This window comes from Actinoplanes sp. NPDC049118, assembly GCF_040648555.1.
Lineage (GTDB): Bacteria > Actinomycetota > Actinomycetes > Mycobacteriales > Micromonosporaceae > Actinoplanes.
This window is the reverse complement of record NZ_JBEZDY010000032.1, coordinates 91055-107939: the sequence shown is the minus strand read 5'-3', so window position 1 is coordinate 107939 and position 16885 is coordinate 91055. Positions and strand designations below refer to the sequence as shown.

The 16885-nt window shown below is 74.0% G+C and carries 15 protein-coding genes; 10 read left to right on the top strand and 5 right to left on the bottom strand.

Annotated features, from left to right (window positions below; all coding sequences use genetic code 11):
• Positions 1-94: 94 nt before the first annotated feature.
• Positions 95-2098 carry a WD40 repeat domain-containing protein gene (locus tag AB0B58_RS36235; protein ID WP_360233625.1) on the top strand — a complete coding sequence of 668 codons (2004 nt, stop codon included), beginning with the start codon at positions 95-97 and terminating at the stop codon, positions 2096-2098.
• 59 nt (positions 2099-2157) lie between these two features.
• Here AB0B58_RS36235 and hrpB read toward each other — a convergent pair whose 3' ends face one another.
• Positions 2158-4647, bottom strand: coding sequence for an ATP-dependent helicase HrpB (gene hrpB, locus AB0B58_RS36230; protein ID WP_360233622.1), 2490 nt, complete (start codon positions 4645-4647; stop codon positions 2158-2160).
• 132 nt (positions 4648-4779) lie between these two features.
• On the opposite strand from hrpB, the gene uraD reads away from it, so the two are divergent.
• The 5 genes from uraD to AB0B58_RS36205 all read left to right on the top strand — a co-directional run bounded on the left by uraD (position 4780) and on the right by AB0B58_RS36205 (position 9342).
• The gene (gene uraD, locus AB0B58_RS36225) at positions 4780-5289 is read left to right on the top strand and encodes a 2-oxo-4-hydroxy-4-carboxy-5-ureidoimidazoline decarboxylase (protein WP_360233598.1); all 510 of its coding nucleotides are present in this window, start codon (positions 4780-4782) and stop codon (positions 5287-5289) included.
• Positions 5276-5638 carry a hydroxyisourate hydrolase gene (gene uraH, locus AB0B58_RS36220; RefSeq protein ID WP_360233595.1) on the top strand — a complete coding sequence of 121 codons (363 nt, stop codon included), beginning with the start codon at positions 5276-5278 and terminating at the stop codon, positions 5636-5638. The genes uraD and uraH overlap by 14 nt, the downstream gene beginning before the upstream one ends.
• A gap of 3 nt (positions 5639-5641) precedes the next feature.
• Positions 5642-6505, top strand: coding sequence for a factor-independent urate hydroxylase (gene pucL, locus AB0B58_RS36215; protein WP_360233592.1), 864 nt, complete (start codon positions 5642-5644; stop codon positions 6503-6505).
• Positions 6506-6643: 138 nt separating this feature from the next.
• On the top strand, positions 6644-8191 hold the full coding sequence (gene aceB / locus AB0B58_RS36210) for a malate synthase A (RefSeq protein WP_360233589.1): 1548 nt from the start codon (positions 6644-6646) through the stop codon (positions 8189-8191).
• A 2-nt stretch (positions 8192-8193) separates the two neighbouring features.
• Positions 8194-9342, top strand: coding sequence for a DUF6986 family protein (locus AB0B58_RS36205; protein ID WP_360233586.1), 1149 nt, complete (start codon positions 8194-8196; stop codon positions 9340-9342).
• On the opposite strand, the gene AB0B58_RS36200 is transcribed toward AB0B58_RS36205, so the two are convergent.
• Positions 9343-9819: a hypothetical protein gene (locus tag AB0B58_RS36200; protein ID WP_360233583.1), complete on the bottom strand. Its 477-nt coding sequence runs from the start codon at positions 9817-9819 to the stop codon at positions 9343-9345.
• Positions 9820-9962: 143 nt separating this feature from the next.
• Here AB0B58_RS36200 and allB point away from each other — a divergent pair, with 143 nt between their 5' ends.
• From allB to AB0B58_RS36185, 3 genes are all read left to right on the top strand, one after another.
• Positions 9963-11276, top strand: a complete 1314-nt coding sequence (allB, locus tag AB0B58_RS36195) for an allantoinase AllB (RefSeq protein WP_360233580.1) — start codon at positions 9963-9965, stop codon at positions 11274-11276.
• The gene (alc, locus tag AB0B58_RS36190; protein WP_360233577.1) at positions 11276-12277 is read left to right on the top strand and encodes an allantoicase; all 1002 of its coding nucleotides are present in this window, start codon (positions 11276-11278) and stop codon (positions 12275-12277) included. Before allB ends, alc begins: the two co-directional genes overlap by 1 nt.
• Positions 12278-12338: 61 nt before the next feature.
• The gene (locus AB0B58_RS36185; protein ID WP_360233574.1) at positions 12339-12929 is read left to right on the top strand and encodes a dihydrofolate reductase family protein; all 591 of its coding nucleotides are present in this window, start codon (positions 12339-12341) and stop codon (positions 12927-12929) included.
• A 10-nt stretch (positions 12930-12939) separates the two neighbouring features.
• On the opposite strand, the gene AB0B58_RS36180 is transcribed toward AB0B58_RS36185, so the two are convergent.
• Entirely contained in the window at positions 12940-13728 is a 789-nt protein-coding gene (locus tag AB0B58_RS36180; RefSeq protein WP_360233571.1) for a transglutaminase-like domain-containing protein, read from the bottom strand.
• 83 nt (positions 13729-13811) lie between these two features.
• Here AB0B58_RS36180 and AB0B58_RS36175 point away from each other — a divergent pair, with 83 nt between their 5' ends.
• The gene (locus AB0B58_RS36175; RefSeq protein WP_360233568.1) at positions 13812-14909 is read left to right on the top strand and encodes a methyltransferase domain-containing protein; all 1098 of its coding nucleotides are present in this window, start codon (positions 13812-13814) and stop codon (positions 14907-14909) included.
• Here the strand turns inward: AB0B58_RS36175 and AB0B58_RS36170 are convergent.
• Together AB0B58_RS36170 and AB0B58_RS36165 are read right to left on the bottom strand one after the other, a co-directional pair.
• Positions 14906-15559, bottom strand: coding sequence for a response regulator transcription factor (locus tag AB0B58_RS36170; RefSeq protein WP_360233565.1), 654 nt, complete (start codon positions 15557-15559; stop codon positions 14906-14908). The two genes, AB0B58_RS36175 and AB0B58_RS36170, sit on opposite strands and share 4 nt — an antisense overlap.
• Positions 15547-16842 carry a sensor domain-containing protein gene (locus tag AB0B58_RS36165; RefSeq protein WP_360233562.1) on the bottom strand — a complete coding sequence of 432 codons (1296 nt, stop codon included), beginning with the start codon at positions 16840-16842 and terminating at the stop codon, positions 15547-15549. The genes AB0B58_RS36170 and AB0B58_RS36165 overlap by 13 nt, the downstream gene beginning before the upstream one ends.
• Positions 16843-16885 lie beyond the last annotated feature (43 nt).

The window sequence follows — 16885 nt, the reverse complement described above, 5'->3', positions numbered from 1 at the left end:
CTTGAACGCCTTCTCTATCACCTTCGGCGACCGGTTCCCGGCCGCCGAAACCTACTAACCGAAGACGCCGGAAACACCGTTAGCGAGACAGTCCCTGTTCAGCCCGGATGGGAAGTTGCTGGCGACCCCCGGCGAGGACGAGACGGTGCGGTTGTGGGATCCGGTGACGGGGCGGCCGGTCGGTGCGCCGTTGACCGGCCACACCGACTGGGTGCGGGACGTGGTGTTCAGCCCGGATGGGAAGTTGCTGGCCAGCGCCGCCGACGACGAGACGGTGCGGTTGTGGGATCCGGTGACGGGGCGGCCGGTCGGTGCGCCATTGACCGGACACACCGCCGGGGTGTGGGACGTGGTGTTCAGCCCGGATGGGAAGTTGCTGGCCAGCGCCGCCGACGACAATACGGTGCGGTTGTGGGATCCGGTGACGGGGCGGCCGGTCGGTGCGCCGCTGACCGGACACACCGCCGGGGTGTGGGACATGGAGTTCAGCCCGGATGGGAAGTTGCTGGCCAGCGCCGCCGACGACAATACGGTGCGGTTGTGGGATCCGGCTACCGGACGGCCGATCGGTACGCCGCTGACCGGCCATACCGCCGCGGTGCGGGCGGTGGCGTTCAGGCCGCCGCACGGAGACTTGGTGGCCACCGCCAGCGAGGACAGGACGGCGCGGTTGTGGGATCCGGCTACGGGGCGGCCGGTCGGTGCGCCGCTGACCGGACACACCGCCGGGATGGGGGCGGCGGTGTTCAGCCCGGACGGGAAACTGCTGGCCACCGCCAGTGCCGACAATACGGTGCGGTTGTGGGATCCGGTGACGGGGCGGCCCGCCGGTGCGCCGCTGACCGGCCACAGCGACTGGGTGCGGGACGTGGCGTTCAGCCCGGATGGGAAGTTGCTGGCCACGGCGAGCGAGGACGAGACGGTGCGGTTGTGGGATCCGGTGACGGGGCGGCCGGTCGGTGCGCCGTTGACCGGCCACACCGCCGGGGTGCGGACGGTGGTGTTCAGCCCGGATGGGAAGTTGCTGGCCACGGCGAGCGAGGACGAGACGGTGCGGTTGTGGGACCCGGCCGCCAAGCGGCCGGTCGATGCGCCGCTGACCGGCCACACCGACGGGGTGCGGGCGGTGGTGTTCAGCCCGGACGGGACACTGGCCAGCGGTGGCGGCGGCGATAAGACGGCGCGGTTGTGGAACCCGGTTACCGGCCAACCGATCGGTGAGCCGCTGGTTGAGCACACCGAATGGGCAACAGCGGTGGCGTTCAGCCCGCCGGACGGGAAGTTGCTGGCCACGGCGAGCATCGACAAGGCGGCGCGGTTGTGGGATCCGGTGACGGGGCGGCCGGTCGGTGCGCCGCTGACCGGACACACCGCGGGGGTGCGGGCGGTGGCGTTCAGCCCGCCGGACGGGAGGTTGCTGGCCACGGCGAGCATGGACGACACGGTGCGGTTGTGGGATCCGGCGACGGGGCGGCCGGTCGGTGCGCCGCTGACCGGACACACCGCCGACGCGTTGGCGGTGGCGTTCAGCCCGCCGGATGGGAAGTTGCTGGCCACGGCGAGCATGGACAATACGGTGCGGTTGTGGGATCCGGTGACGGGGCGGCAGGTCGGTGCGCCGCTGACCGGACACACCGCGGGGGTGCGGGCGGTGGCGTTCAGCCCGCCGGACGGGAGGTTGCTGGCCACGGCGAGCATGGACAATACGGTGCGGTTGTGGGATCCGGTGACGGGGCGGCCGGTCGGTGCGCCGCTGACCGACCACACCGAAGAGGAGGGGGCGGTGGCGTTCAGCCCGGACGGGAAACTGCTTGCGATCGCCCTCGACGACGGGACGGTGCGGTTATGGGATCCGGCCACCAAGCGGCCGGTCGGTGCGCCGTTGACGGGCCACACCGAGTCGGTATCGTCGGTGGCGTTCAGCCCGGACGGGAAACTGCTCGCCACCGCCGGCCTCGACGACACCGTTCGCCTGTGGGATCTTTCGATCTTCCTGAACCCGATAGCGAACCTGTGTCAACGAGTCGGCGGTCTCAGCGAGGAAGAATGGAAAACGTATGCGCCCGGCGAATCGCTCCCTAGGGTCTGCGGCGACTGAAGGTGGCTCCGGCCGGGAGCCGGGCCTGGGGCCGAGCTGATGGCCGAGCGCAGGCCGGGTCAGGGCGTGCGGCGGTTGGTGCGGCGGGTCGGCGCGGCGGTGGTCGGGTCCTCCGGCCACGGGTGCCGGGGGTAGCGCCCGCGCAGTTCCGCACGTACCTGGGGATAGCCGTTCGACCAGAAGGACGCCAGGTCCCGGGTGACCGCGACCGGGCGGCCCGCGGGCGAGAGCAGATGCAGCAGGACCGGGATGCGGCCGTCGGCCAGCCGCGGCGCCTCGCGCCAGCCGAAGGTCTCCTGCACCTTCACCGCCAGGACCGGTGCCGCCGGGTCGGCGTAGTCCACCCGCACCCTCGAGCCGCTCGGCACCGGCAGGCGTTCCGGTGCCACCTCGTCCAGCCGCCCGGCCACCGACCAGGGCAGCAGGCGGCGCAGCGCCGCGGCGGTGTCGATCTTCGCCAGGTCGGCGCGGCGGCGGACCGGACCCAGCGGCAGCCAGTCGTCCAGGCCGGCGAGCAGGGCGTCGTCGTCCACCGCCGGCCAGGGCTCGCCCAGCGCGGCACGGGCGAACGCCAGCCGCTCCCGCAGCTCGGTCGCCGTCCGCGACCAGGTGAGCAGGCCGAGTCCCTCGCGGCGCAGCCCGTCGAGCAGGGCCGCGTGCACGTCGGCGGGGTCCGGGCGGTCGATCCGGCGTTCACTCAGGACGATCGCGCCGAGCCGGTCGACGCGGCGGGCGACCACGTCGCCGTCGATCCAGCCGATCTGGTCGCCGGTCTCGCGCAGGGTGGCCGCGGCCTCGCGGGCGCCGGCCTCGTCCAGCGGCGCGGCGCTGCGGATCCGGGCGGTGCGGGCGCCCGGTGCCCGGTCCGCGTCCGCGACCGCCAGCCAGGGCGTTCCCGCCAGGCCGCTGCCGCCGCCGAGCTCCGCGGCGGTCCCGCCCGCCATCAGGTACGCCCGCCCGCCCGGCTCGCGGGCCCGGGCGACCCGCTCGGGGTACGCGAGCCCGATGATCAGCCCAGCCGCGAGGTCGTCCGGCAGCGGCCCGCGATCACCGGGCTTTTCGCCGGCGTCCGGGTTGCGGGTGACCGCCGCGGTGAGGCGGCGGACCTCGGCGCGCCAGCCGCCGTCGTCCTCGGCGCGGGCGCGGCGCCAGGCCGCGACGAGATCGTCCGCCGCCCGGTCCGCGTCCAGCAGCGCCACGACCTCGGCGGCCCGCCGGGCACCGACCGCGGGCGCGCCGTCGAGCAGGGCGCGGGCGAGGCGGGGGTGCAGGCCCGCGTCGGCCAGCGCCCGGCCGCGGGCGGTGATCCGGCCCTCCGCGTCGGTGGCGCCGAGCGCCCGCAGCGTGCCCGTCGCGGCCTGCAGCGCGCCGGCGGGCGGCGCGTCCGGCAGGCTGAGGCCGCTGCCGTCCGGGTGTCCCCACAGCGCCAGGTCCAGCGCGAAGCCGGTCAGGTCGGCCGCCGCCACCTCCGGCTCGGGCTGGGCCGGGAGCCGGTCGTGCTGGGCCTGCGACCAGCAGCGGTAGACCCGGCCCGGCGCCTCGCGCCCCGCCCGGCCCGCCCGCTGCGTCGCCGAGGCGCGGGACACCGCGACGGTGACGAGGGCGCCGAGGCCCCGGCCGTGGTCCATCCGGGGCACCCGGCTCAGGCCCGCGTCGACCACCGCGCGGACGCCGGGGACGGTCAGGCTGCTCTCCGCGACCGCGGTGGCCAGCACCACCCGGCGTACCGGGCTGGGGCGCAGCGCGGCGTCCTGTGCGGACCCCGGCTGCCGGCCGTGCAGGGTGACCACCTCGGCGTCGCCGCCGGGCAGGCGGGACGCGACCGTCTCGATCTCCCGGGCGCCCGGCAGGAAGACCAGCACGTCGCCGTCGCCGTCGGCCAGGGCCCGGCGGACGGTGCCGGCCACGTGGTCGAGGAGCCTCGGGTCGACGCGCAGGCCGAGCGGGGGCGCGACGGGCTGCGGCGGCGGGCACCAGTGGACGTCCACCGGGTGCAGGGCCGCCTTCGCCTCGACGACCGGTGCGCCGCCCAGGATCTCGGACAGGCGGTGGGACTCGGCCGTCGCCGAGGTCGCCAGTACCCGCAGATCCGGGCGGAGCTCCGCGCGTACCTCGATCAGGAAGGCCAGGGCGAGGTCCGTGTCCAGGTGGCGCTCGTGGCACTCGTCCAGGATCACGACCGCCGTTCCGGCGAGCTCCGGGTCGCGTTGCAGCCGGCGTACCAGGACCCCGGTCGTCACGACCTCGACGCGGGTCTCGGCGGTGACCCGGCGGTCGCCGCGGACCGTGTAGCCCACCCGGCCGCCGACCTGCTCGCCGAGCAGAGCCGCCATCCGGCGGGCCGCCGCCCGGGCCGCGACCCGGCGTGGCTCCGCCACCACGACCCGGCCGGCCGGGTCCGGCCCTGCCAGGGCCAGGGGGACCAGGGTGGTCTTGCCGGTGCCGGGCGGCGCGACCAGCACCGCCGCGCCCGCGTCCGCGAGGGCGGCGCCCACCGCCGGCAGCACCGCCCGGATCGGCAGGTCGGGCAGGGCTTGCGTGGCGATCAGCACCGGACAAGTCTCGCGCACGCGGGCGGACCGCCCGGCGGCACGTGCTGGGCGTGTTAATTTCCCTGGAAAGCAGTGCAAGATCGGATGATGGACTGTTTGACTGACCGTCGGAAAAACAGGGGGTGAGCGGTGGACCGGATCGAAGTTCTCAACTCCCTGCCCGCCGAGAAGCTCGAGGCGGATCTGCTCGCCGTGTGCGCCGCCCCCGCCTGGGGCGCCGCGGTCGTGGCGCGGCGCCCGTATGGCTCACGTGCGGCCGTCATGGCCGCGGCCGACGCGGCCGCACGGGACCTGAGCTGGGAAGACGTCCTGCTTGGGCTGTCCGCGCATCCGCGGATCGGCGAGCGCGCGCAGGGCGACTCGAAGGAGGCGGCGTGGTCGCGGCGGGAGCAGTCGGCGGCCGCGAGCAGCGCGGACGACGAGACCACGGCCGCATTGACCGCCGCGAATCACGCCTATGAGGACAGGTTCGGCCACGTATTCCTGATCTTCGCCAGCGGGCGGTCGCAGGAGGAGATCCTGGCGGCGGCGCGGGCCCGGCTCGGCAACGACGAGGAGACCGAGCGGGCCGTCGTCGCCGGCGAGCTTCGCAAGATCGCACTGCTGCGGCTGGAGAGGCTGCTGGATGCCCTCGACTGACGGCACGGCGGCGCGGTTCCACGCCAAGATCTCCACCCACATCCTGGACACGGTGACCGGCGATCCGGCCCGGGACGTCTACGTGCGGCTGGAGCGGCGCGATTCGGACGGCTGGCGCCTGATCGCGGAGGGGCGCACCGACGACGACGGCCGGCTGCTGCACCGCGTGCCCCTGCACGACTGGCAGGCGGGCGGCTACCGGCTCGTCTTCTACGTGGAGCCCTACCTGGGCGGTGAGGCGTTCTTCCCCGAGATCACCGTCGCGTTCCACGTGCACGATCCGGAGCGGCACTACCACGTGCCGCTGCTGCTGAGCCGCTACGGCTACACCACCTACCGAGGGAGTTGACGCGTGGCGATCGTTTTGGGGAGCAACCGTTACGGCAAGGCGGAGACGCGGCTGGTGCGCGTCACGCGGGCCGGCGACACCCACGGGCTGCTCGACCTGAACGTGAGTGTCGCGCTCTCCGGCGATCTCGCGGCGACCCACCTGACCGGCGACAACGCCGGCGTGCTGCCCACCGACACGATGAAGAACACCGTGTACGCGTTCGCCCGCGAGCACGGCGTCGGCTCGCCGGAGGCGTTCGGGCTGCTGCTCGCCCGCCACTTCGTCGCGACGCAGCCGCAGATCTCCGGCGCGGTCGTGAGCCTCGAGTCGTTCGGCTGGGAGCGGCTGGGCCCGCACTCGTTCCGGCGGGCGGGCGACTTCGTCCGCACGGCGACGGTCGGCGTCTCGCCGGACGGGGAGCAGGTGGTGTCCGGGCTCAAGGACCTGGTGCTGCTGAACTCGACCGCCTCGGAGTTCCACGGCTTCCCGCGCGACCGGTACACGACGCTGCCCGAGACGACCGAGCGGATCCTGTCCACCGCGGTCGACGCCCGCTGGCGGCACCGGTCGGCCGCCGCCACCGACTGGGACGAGTCGTTCGAGGGCGCGAAGGACGCGATGGTCAACGCGTTCGTGAACACCTACAGCTACTCGTTGCAGCAGACCCTGTTCTCGATGGGTTCGCGGGTGCTGGACAGCCGGTCCGAGATCGCCGAGATCCGGCTCGCGCTGCCCAACAAGCATCACTACCTGGCTGATCTGTCCCCGTTCGGGCTCGAGAATCCGAACGAGGTGTTCATCGCCGGGGACCGGCCGTACGGCCTCATCGAGGGCACGGTGGCCCGTGACGACGCGCCCCCGGCCGCCGCCGACTGGTACTTGTGATCATTTCCACCCGATGAAGCCGGGGAAGAACCGCGGATTTTACCCTCCGCAAAAGGTTGCCGGAAGACCGTAAGGTGCGGGACGCCTCGGGACCGATACGGTAGCCAGAGATTCACGTTTCGAGGGGAGTCGCAGATCGTGACCGAGATTCTGTCCGACGAGGCCGTGGCGTTCGTCGCCGATCTGAACCGGCGTTTCCGGCCGCGTCGCAACGAGCTGCTCGCAGCCCGCGCCGCCCGCCGGGCCGAGATCGCCGCCGGCGGCACGCTCGGGTTCCTGCCCGAGACGGCCGACATCCGGGCCGGCGACTGGACGGTGCCCGCCGCACCGGCCGACCTCACGGACCGGCGGGTGGAGATCACCGGGCCGACCGAGCGCAAGATGACCATCAACGCGCTCAACTCCGGCGCCAAGGTGTGGCTCGCCGACCTCGAGGACGCGAACACCCCGCACTGGGCCAACGTGGTGGACGGCCAGCAGAACCTCTACGACGCGATCCGGCGCACCATCACCCTCGAGACCCCGGCGAAGACCTACGAGCTGGGCGGCGGGCCGTACCCGACCATCGTGATGCGGCCCCGCGGCTGGCACCTCGACGAGCGGCACCTGCCCGTCGACGACGAGCCCGCCGTGGGTGCGCTCGTCGACTTCGGGCTCTACTTCTTCCACAACGCCGCCGAGCTGATCAGCCGCGGCAGCGGGCCGTACTTCTATCTGCCCAAGATGGAGTCGCACCGCGAGGCCGCGCTCTGGAACGACGTCTTCACCTACGCCCAGGAGGCCCTCGGCATCCCGGTCGGCACCATCCGGGCCACCGTGCTCATCGAGACGATCCCGGCCGCGTTCGAGATGGACGAAATCCTGCACGCGCTGCGCCCGCACATCTCCGGGCTCAACGCGGGCCGCTGGGACTACCTGTTCAGCATCATCAAGTACTTCCGGGACAACCCGGCGATGGTGCTGCCGGACCGGGCCGCGGTGACGATGACGGCGCCGTTCATGCGGGCCTACACGGAGCTGCTCGTCTCGACCTGCCACCGGCGCGGCGCCTTCGCGATGGGCGGGATGGCCGCGTTCATCCCGAGCCGTCGCGACCCCGCGGTCAACGAGGTCGCCCTCGCCAAGGTCCGTGAGGACAAGGAGCGGGAGGCCGGCGACGGCTTCGACGGCTCCTGGGTCGCGCACCCCGACCTGGTGCCGGTCTGCCGGGAGATCTTCGACCGGGTGCTGGGCGATCGCCCCAACCAGCTCGACCGCAGGCGCGACGACGTGACCGTCGAGGCCGCGCAGCTGCTCGACGTCGCCGCAACCGGCGGCGCGGTGACCGAGGCCGGCCTGCGTGGCAACGTCTCGGTGGCGCTGCAGTACCTGGAGGCCTGGCTGCGCGGCAACGGCGCGGTCGGTATCAACAACCTGATGGAGGACGCGGCCACCGCGGAGATCTCCCGCTCCCAGGTCTGGCAGTGGATCCACAACGGGGTGCGCCTCGACGACGGCACCGCGATCACCGCGGACCTGGTCGGGCGGCTCGAGGACGAGGAGCTTGCCAAGATCCGTGACGCGCTCGGCGACCAGGCGTGGGCGGGCAGCCGCTTCGACGACGCCCGCAAGCTGTTCGAGCGGGTCGCCCTGGCCGACGACTTCGCGGACTTCCTGACGACGGCCGCGTACGACTCGATCGACTGACGATGCGGCTCAGCGAGGACGACTACGCCGCGGTCGACGGCCGGCTCGCCGTGCACGACGCGTTCCTCGCCGAGCGTTACCCGGGTGAGCGTCCGGGCCGGCAGCCGGTGCACACCGTCTACATCCCGGCCGACCGCATCGCCGGTTTCCGGGACTGGGGCGGTGCCGCGCTGGCGGCCCTGGACGACCACCCGCCGCTGCCGTTCCCGGCGGCCCTCGCCGACCGGGTCCGGGCCAAGCTCGCCACCGAGCCGATCGAGGACCTGCGCATCGACTTCGAGGATGGCTACGGCGTCCGCGACGACGACCAGGAGGACGCCGCGGTCAAGGCGGCCGTCGCCGTGCTGTCCGACGGCGACCGGCCGCCGTTCCTCGGTATCCGGATCAAGTCGCTGGAGGCCGCCACCCGGCACCGCGCGCTGCGCACCCTCGACCTGTTCCTGTCTCTGTATTCCGAGCCGTTCGTCGTCACGCTGCCCAAGGTCAGCGGCCCGGACCAGGTCGCGGCGATGGTCTCGCTCTGCGAGCGGCTCGAACGCGGCCACGGGCTGAGCGCCGGCACGCTGCGGTTCGAGATCCAGATCGAGCTGCCGTCGGCGGTGCTGGGCGCCGACGGCACCGCCACGGTGGCCCGGCTCATCACGGCGGCCGACGGACGCTGCACCAGCCTGCACTACGGCACGTACGACTACAGCGCGGCGGCCGGGGTGGCGGCGGCCTACCAGGCGATGGACCACCCGGTCGCCGACTACGCCAAGGCGGTCATCCAGGCCGCCGCGGCCGGCACCGGGGTCCGGCTCTCCGACGGCTCGACCAACATCCTGCCGGTCGGCACGGACGTGGCCGTGCACGACGCCTGGGCGCTGCACCACCGGCTCGTCCGCCGGTCTCTCGAACGCGGCTTCTACCAGGGCTGGGACCTGCACCCGGCGCAGTTGCCGACCCGGTTCGCGGCCACCTACGCGTTCTTCGCCGGCGGGGTGGACGCGGCCACGCTGCGCCTGCGCCGCTATCTGGACCGCCAGTCGGGCGGCATCCTGGACGAGCCGGCAACGGCCCGGGCGCTGGCCGGCTTCCTGCTCCGCGGCCTGGACTGCGGCGCGCTCGACGACGTGGGCTTCACCCGCGACGAGCTGTCCGCCTTCCGCTGATCAGCCGCCCGAGGAGCCGCTGATCCCGGAGCCGCCGCTGCCGCGGCCCACGACGTTGGTCTTGACGCTGCCGTTGGACACCTTGCCCGCCGACGGCAGCGCGAAGGCGCGCCGGGCCGCGGTGTCGTTCGCCCGGAAGCGCTCGCCGCCGAGCAGCGCCGTGCCCGGCCGCAGGCCGCGTGCGTAGAAGGGCGAGTGCCAGAGGAAGTACGCCGCGCTCCCGTCGTCCGCGCAGAGCTTCTCGTCGACGATGTCCCCGTCCGCGTCGGCGCAGTAGAACACCTCGCCGCCGTCCTCCTCGGCGTCCTCCTCGTCGACGTAGTCCTCGTCACCGGACGAGTCGTAGGTGTACGTCGATGTGTCGTCGATGCCCCACTCGTCCTCGGCCGAGGAGTCGCAGGCGGCGGCGCCGCCGGCGGCGAGGGCGAGGAACGCGGCGGTCAGCGCCACGTTCCGGGAGGTCATCCGTCGGGTCACGGCTGTTCGTACTCCGCCCTTTTCCGTGCCGGACGACCCTGCGGCCGGCGATCTTCGCGCATCCTGCCACAGCGGCGCCAGCCGGGTGAGGCGGCTTCGCCCGACCTGGCCGCCGGGCGACGCACGGCGGCTAGGCTCGGCTCATGGTCGATCTCGTGCTGCGGTCCCGCCGCGTCGTCACCGTGGGCGGCGAGCGCCCGGCCGCGGTCTCGGTCAGCGGCGGCCGGATCGTCGCCGTCGGCGATCACGGCGCGGCGGTCGAGGCCGCCGAGGACGTGGATCTGGGCGACCTGGCCCTGCTGCCCGGGTTGGTCGACACCCACGTGCACGTCAACGAGCCCGGCCGCACCGAGTGGGAGGGCTTCGACACGGCGACCCGGGCGGCCGCGGCGGGCGGGGTGACCGCCATCGTGGACATGCCGCTCAACAGCCTGCCGCCGACCGTCGACGTCGCCGCGCTGGCGGTCAAGCAGGACGCCGCGCGCGGCCGGATCCACGTCGACGTCGGCTTCTGGGGCGGCGCGATCCCCGGCAACGCCGCCGCGCTGCCCGCCCTGCATGCCGCCGGCGTCTACGGCTTCAAGGCGTTCCTCGCGGACTCCGGCGTCCCCGAGTTCCCGCCGCTGAGCCCCGACCAGCTGGGCGAGGCGCTCGCGGCGGTCGACGCACAGTTCGTGGTGCACGCCGAGGACCCCGACCACCTGCACGCCGCCGCGTCCTCCCCGGCGTACGCGGACTTCCTCGCCTCCCGGCCGCCCGACGCCGAGCACGCGGCCGTGGCGACCGCGATCGAGGCCGCCCGCGTGGCGGGCGCCCGCGTGCACATCCTGCACCTGTCCGCGGCGGGCGCCCTGCCGCTGATCGAGGCGGCCCGGGCGGGCGGCCTGCGGGTCACCGCCGAAACCTGCCCGCACTACCTGACCCTGGATGCCGCCGAGATCCCGTCCGGCGCGACCGAGTTCAAGTGCTGCCCGCCGATCCGCGACAGCGCCAACGCCGACCGCCTCTGGGCCGCGCTCGCCGGCGGGCTCATCACCTGCGTCGTCAGCGACCACTCGCCCTGCACTCCCGAGCTCAAGCGCCGGGAGACCGGCGACTTCGCGGCGGCCTGGGGCGGCATCGCCTCCGTGCAGCTCGGCCTGCCGGTGATCTGGACCGCGGCGCGGGCGCGCGGGCACACCCTCTCCGACGTGGTGAGCTGGATGGCCCGGCGCCCCGCCGACCTTGTCGGGCTCACCGGCAAGGGCCGCATCGCGGTGGGCGCCGACGCCGATCTGGTCGCCTTCGACCCCGAGGCCACCTTCACCGTCGACCCCGCCAGGCTGCACCACCGCAACCCCGTCACGCCGTACGCGGGAAGGGTCCTGTCGGGCGTGGTGCGCACGACCTGGCTGCGCGGACGGACCGTGACCGGCGACGCCCCCCGCGGCGTCCTTCTGACCCGGGAGATCTCCTGATGGAAGAGTTCACGCGCCTGCCCGATCTGGCGTCGCGCACCTTCGGCGGCGGAGTGGTCTTCGCCAACGACGAGCTGTTCGCCGCCGCCGACCACCTGGTCGAGCCGGACGCGCCGGTCTTCGCGCCGAGGACCTTCGGGCTCAAGGGCCAGGTGTACGACGGCTGGGAGACCCGCCGGCGTCGCCAGGACGGCTACGACACGGCGATCATCCGGCTCGGCGCGCCCGGCGTCGTGCATGGCATCGACATCGACACGGCGTTCTTCACCGGCAACTTCCCGCCGCACGCCTCGGTCGACGGCTGCGCGCTGGAGGGCTATCCGGACCCGATCCAGCTCGCCGAGGCGCCCTGGGTGCCGCTCGTGCCGCGCTCGCCGCTCTCCGGCGACAGCCGGAACCTGTTCAACGTCGACTCCAGCCAGCGGTTCACCCACGTGCGGCTGAACATCTACCCGGACGGCGGGGTGGCCCGGCTGCGGGTGCACGGCGAGGTCGTGCCCGACCCGCGGCTGCTGCCGAGCGTCTTCGACGTGGCCGCGGCCGAGCACGGCGGCCGGATCGCCGGATGCAGCAACATGTTCTACGGCCACCCGCAGAACATCATCCTCCCCGGCCTGGCCCGCTCCATGGGCGACGGCTGGGAGACCTCGCGGCGCCGCGACGACGGCAACGACTGGGTGCTCGTGCAGCTCGCCGTGCCGTCGGTGATCGAGCTGGCTGACCTGGACACCAGCCACTTCAAGGGCAACGCGCCCGGCAGCGCCACGCTGCGCGGCATCGACGCGCGCACCGGGCTGCTCGACGACCCGAGCGACTGGTTCGACCTGCTGCCGCAGGTCCGGCTCTCGCCGGACACCCGGCACCGCTTCCCGGTCTCGGTGGTTCCGGTGGCGACCCACGCCCGGCTGGACATCTTCCCGGACGGCGGCATGGCCCGGCTGCGGCTGATCGGCCGCCCGGACGTCGCGGTGCTGCGTGCGCGCTACGAGGCGGTGACGTAGAGAACGGCGGGGCGGCTCCGACCCAGGGGTGAAGGCATCCCGAGCGAAGGAGTTGAGGATCATGGCCAAGGTGGTCGCGGAAATGTCGATGTCGCTGGACGGGTTCATCGCGGACCCGCACGACGGGGTCGACGAGCTGTTCGGCTGGTACGGCAACGGGACCGTCGAGGTGCCAACGGTCGACGAACGCCTCACCTTCAAGGTCTCCGAGGCGAGCGCCGGGCACCTGCGGCCGGCGTTCTCCGGCGCGGTCGGCGCCCTGATCACCGGCCGCCGCAACTTCGACCAGTCGCAGGGCTGGGGCGGCACCCACCCGGTCGGCGCGCCGGTCTTCGTGGTCAGCCACTCGATCCCGGAGGGCTGGCCGCGCGCGGACTCGGCGACGACGTTCCACGACGACGCGCTGCGCGCCCTCGAGGCCGCGAAACAGGTCGCCGGCGACCGGATCGTCGCGGTCTCGACGCCGACGCTGACCCGGCAGTACCTCGACGCGGGCCTGCTGGACGAGATCGTGGTGTCGCTGGTGCCGGTGCTGCTGGGCGCGGGCATCCCGTTCTTCTCCGGCCTGTCGAAGACCCCGGTCCGCCTGGAGGACCCCCTGGTCGTCGAGGGCACCGGGGTGACACACCTGACCTACCGCGTGCGCAGGTGACCGCGCGGGCCTACGACAGCTCGACCAGCGAGAGATGATCGTCGGCCGGGAGATCGCCGCCGGCCACCGCGGTGATGAACAGCTCCGGCATGGTCAGCAGGCCGGACAGCGTCGTCTCCAGCGCGGTGTCGGCGGCGTCCCGGCCGTCGGCGATGCGGATCAGGCTCTGCCGGGGCGCGAGCCGGGTCGCGTCCCAGACCTTCCAGCGGCCGTCCAGCGCCGTCTCGACCACCAGGTGGAAGTCCATCGGGGACAGTCCGGGCGCGTAGACCGCGACGACCCGGGCGGGCACGTTCAGCGCCCGGCACAGCGTGGCGACGAGATGGGCGTAGTCCCGGCAGACCCCGCGCCCGTCGAGCAGGGTGTCCGCCGCGTCGGTGGTCGGCCCGCTGCTGCCGGCGGAGTAGCTCAGGTGCTCGAACACCCAGGTGGTGATCGCCCGCACGGTGGCGGTGTGGTCGCCGGCCCAGCCGAACATGGTGGCCGCGAAGCCGGCCAGCCGGTCGGACGGGCAGTACCGGCTCGGCCGCAGCGCGACGATCCGCTCGACCTCGGTGACGCCGGCCGGCTCGGTGCCGGACACGGCGACCTCGGCCGCGTAGGTCACGGTCAGCCTGCCCCGGGGCGCCCGCACGTAGTGCAGCCGGCCGGGCAGCTCCACCGCCTCGACGGCCCGCCCGCCGTCGCCGGTGACCGCGAGGGTCTCGGCGAGCGGCCGGGCGGCGGCGATCCGCAGGACGATCTCGGCCGGCTCGGTCACGTCGAAGCCGAGGGTGGAGGCGACCTGGGAGTTGTTCACGGTCGCCACCGTAACCGCCCAACGTTTCCGCGCACGCCGGCTCGCCCGCGGCGTCGCGGGCGTCGCGGCCGTACGGTGTAAGCGTGAGCGACCCGCGCCGACGCTTCGTGGAACGGATCCACCGCCACGGCGCCCCGCTGACGCCCCGGCTCGCCGCGGCCTTCGCCGCCGTGGCCCGGGAGTCGTTCGTGACCGAGGGTTTCCAGCGCCGCGACGGATCCTGGGCCCGGCCCGGCTCGGCGGGCTTCCTCGAGGCCGTCTACCGCGACGACGTGCTGATCACCAAGGTCGACGGCGGCATGCCGGTCAGCTCGTCCAGCCAGCCCTCCCTCATGGCGATCATGCTGGCCGCGCTCGACGTGCACCCCGGTGACCGGGTGCTGGAGATCGGCGCCGGCACCGGCTACAACGCCGCGCTGCTCGCGTTCCTCGGCGCCCGCGTCACAAGCGTGGACGTGCAGGCCGACGTCGCGGACCGGGCCCGGTCCGCGCTGGCCGCCGCGGGCATCGACGGGGTACGGGTCATCGTCGGCGACGGCTACGCGGGTGCGCCGGGCGAACGCTTCGACCGCGCGATCGTCACCGTCGGCGTCGCCGGGATCTCTCCACAGTGGCTTGCACAGACCTGGCCGGGTCCCGTCGTGGCCCCCGTCGAGCACGCCGGCACCCACCCCGTCCTGGCGGTCCGCGGCACGGCCGGCGGGCCGGTGACCGCGACGGTGATCTGCCCCTCCGGCTTCATGAGCGCCGCGGGCCCGCTCACCGCGGCGCATCCGCGCTCGCATCCGACGCCGGCGCCGTCCGGGTCGCTGGCCGCGGTCGCCGAGATCGCGCCGCCGCGCTGGGGCGACCCGCTGGACTCGCTCGCCTACCGCGACCTCTGGTACGCCGCGGGGGTGTGGAGCGAACGCGCCACCCACGCCGCGGTGCGGGGACGCGACCAGAGCTGCCTGGTGCTGCTGGACGAGACGGGCACCGGCGGCGCGGCGATCCTGCCCGACGGCTCGGTGCTGGCCGGGGGAGCGCGGGCGGAGGAGTACGGGCGGCGGGCCGTGGAGATCGTCGACCGCTGGGAGGCGGCCGGGCGGCCGCCGATGCAGGCGTGGCGGATCGGCCTGCGGCTCACCGGCGAGGAGTCCGCGCCGATCTGGGCGCCCGAGACCTGGACCCTGAAGCCCTAGCCTCGCAGGTAGGCGAGGACCGCCAGGACGCGGCGGTTGGTGTCCTCGGCCGGCGGCAGGTCCAGCTTCGCCAGGATGCTGCCCACGTGCTTGCCGACCGCCGCCTCCGTCACGAACAGCCGCGCGGCGATCGCCGAGTTCGAGTGGCCCTCCGCGACCAGCGCCAGCACCTCGCGCTCGCGGGCCGACAGCGCGGCCAGCGGGTCCCGGGTGCGGCGCAGCAGCCTGCGTACCACCTCCGGGTCGACGACCGTGCCGCCGCCGAGGACCGTGCGCAGGGCCGCGACGAAGTCCCGCACGTCGACGACCCGGTCCTTGAGCAGGTAGCCGACCCGCAGGCCGTCGCCGGTGTCCAGCAGGGCCGACGCGTACTCCTCCTGCACGTACTGGCTCAGCACGACGACCGCGAGCCCGGGCCGCTCCCGGCGCAGGGTGACCGCCGCGCGCAGGCCCTCGTCGGTGTGTCCGGGCGGCATCCGGATGTCCGTGATCACCAGGTCCGGCCGGTGTTCCGCGACGGCCGCCAGCAGGGCCGGGCCGTCGCCGACCGCGGCCACCACCGCGAAGCCGAAGCGGGACAGCACCCCGACCAGGCCCTCGCGCAGCAGGACGCCGTCCTCGGCGAGCACCACCCGGGTCAGCTCCGGCACGGCAGCTCCGCCCGGATCAGCGTCGGGCCGCCCGCGGGGCTGGCCAGCAGCACCCGCCCGCCGACCGCGGCCACCCGGTCGGCCAGCCCGGTCAGGCCGGTGCCCCGCGCCGGGTCCGCGCCGCCGTCGCCGTCGTCGCGCACCTCCAGCACCAGCATGCCGGCGGTCTGCGCGAGCAGTAGGTCGGCGCGGTTCGCCCCGCTGTGCCGGACCACGTTGGCCAGCGCCTCGGAGGCCACGAAGTAGGCGCAGCCCTCGACGTGCGGCGCGGGCCGGGCCATGCCGTCCGCCACCGTGACCGTCACCGGCAGCGGCGACCGGCCGCCGAGCTCGCGCAGGGCGGCGGGCAGTCCCAGGTCGGTCAGCGACTGCGGCCGGATGCCGTGTATCAGCTCCCGCAGCACCACCATCAGCTCCTTCGCCTCGTCGTGCGCCCGGGCCAGCGGTGCCGCCGCCGGCGAGTCCTCCGGCACGTCCAGGCGTGCCATGCCGAGTTGCAGCGTAAGGCTGGTCAGCCGGTGCTGCGCGCCGTCGTGCAGGTCGCGTTCGATGCGGCGGCGCTCGGCCTCGAACGCGTCGGCCAGCCGGGCCCGCGACTGCGCCACCTCGTGCAGGGCGGTGCCGTCCCGGTCGCCGAGCAGGGCCCGGGCCGTCGCGGCCTGGCCGGCCGACACCAGCCCGAGCAGGTGTACGAGCACCGGGACGAACAGCAGCCCGAGGATCGACAGCGGGATCGCCTCGGCGGTCGAGTCCACGGTGAACACGCCGAACTGCCAGGAATCGGTGCCGGTGGCCGCGAACAGCGGGCTCACGATGCACCCGACGTCGATCAGCATCAGCAGCGCGAGGACGCCGTAGACGACCGGGACCACCAGGCCCAGGATGACGGCGTAGAGCACCTCACGCCAGGTGGCCGCCTCGGTGTACCGCAGCCGCAGCCAGCTCACCGGTCCCGGCGCGGCGTCGCGGTGCGCCGACCGCACCGGGCGCCGATCGACAAGCGCCAGGCGCCCGCGCTCGATCGCCGCGAGGGGAATCGCGACCAGCGGGCCGAGCCCGGCGAACAGGACCAGGGCGGTGACCATCAGGAACAGCAGCGGCGCCTCCAGCATCCGGCCCTCCTGCAGCCGCAGCCCGGCCGCCAGCCACGGCAGGATCAGCGTGCCCACCGCGAACCCGGTCAGCGCGGCCAAGGGGCACGTCGTGAGTACGTAGAGCAGCGCGCGCCACGGGCCCGAGGAGAGCAGGTAGCGGGCTTGCCAGGGTGCTTCGTTTGTCGACACGGCGACACGGTAGCCAGCGCGGGGCGGTCGATCCCAGCCGTCC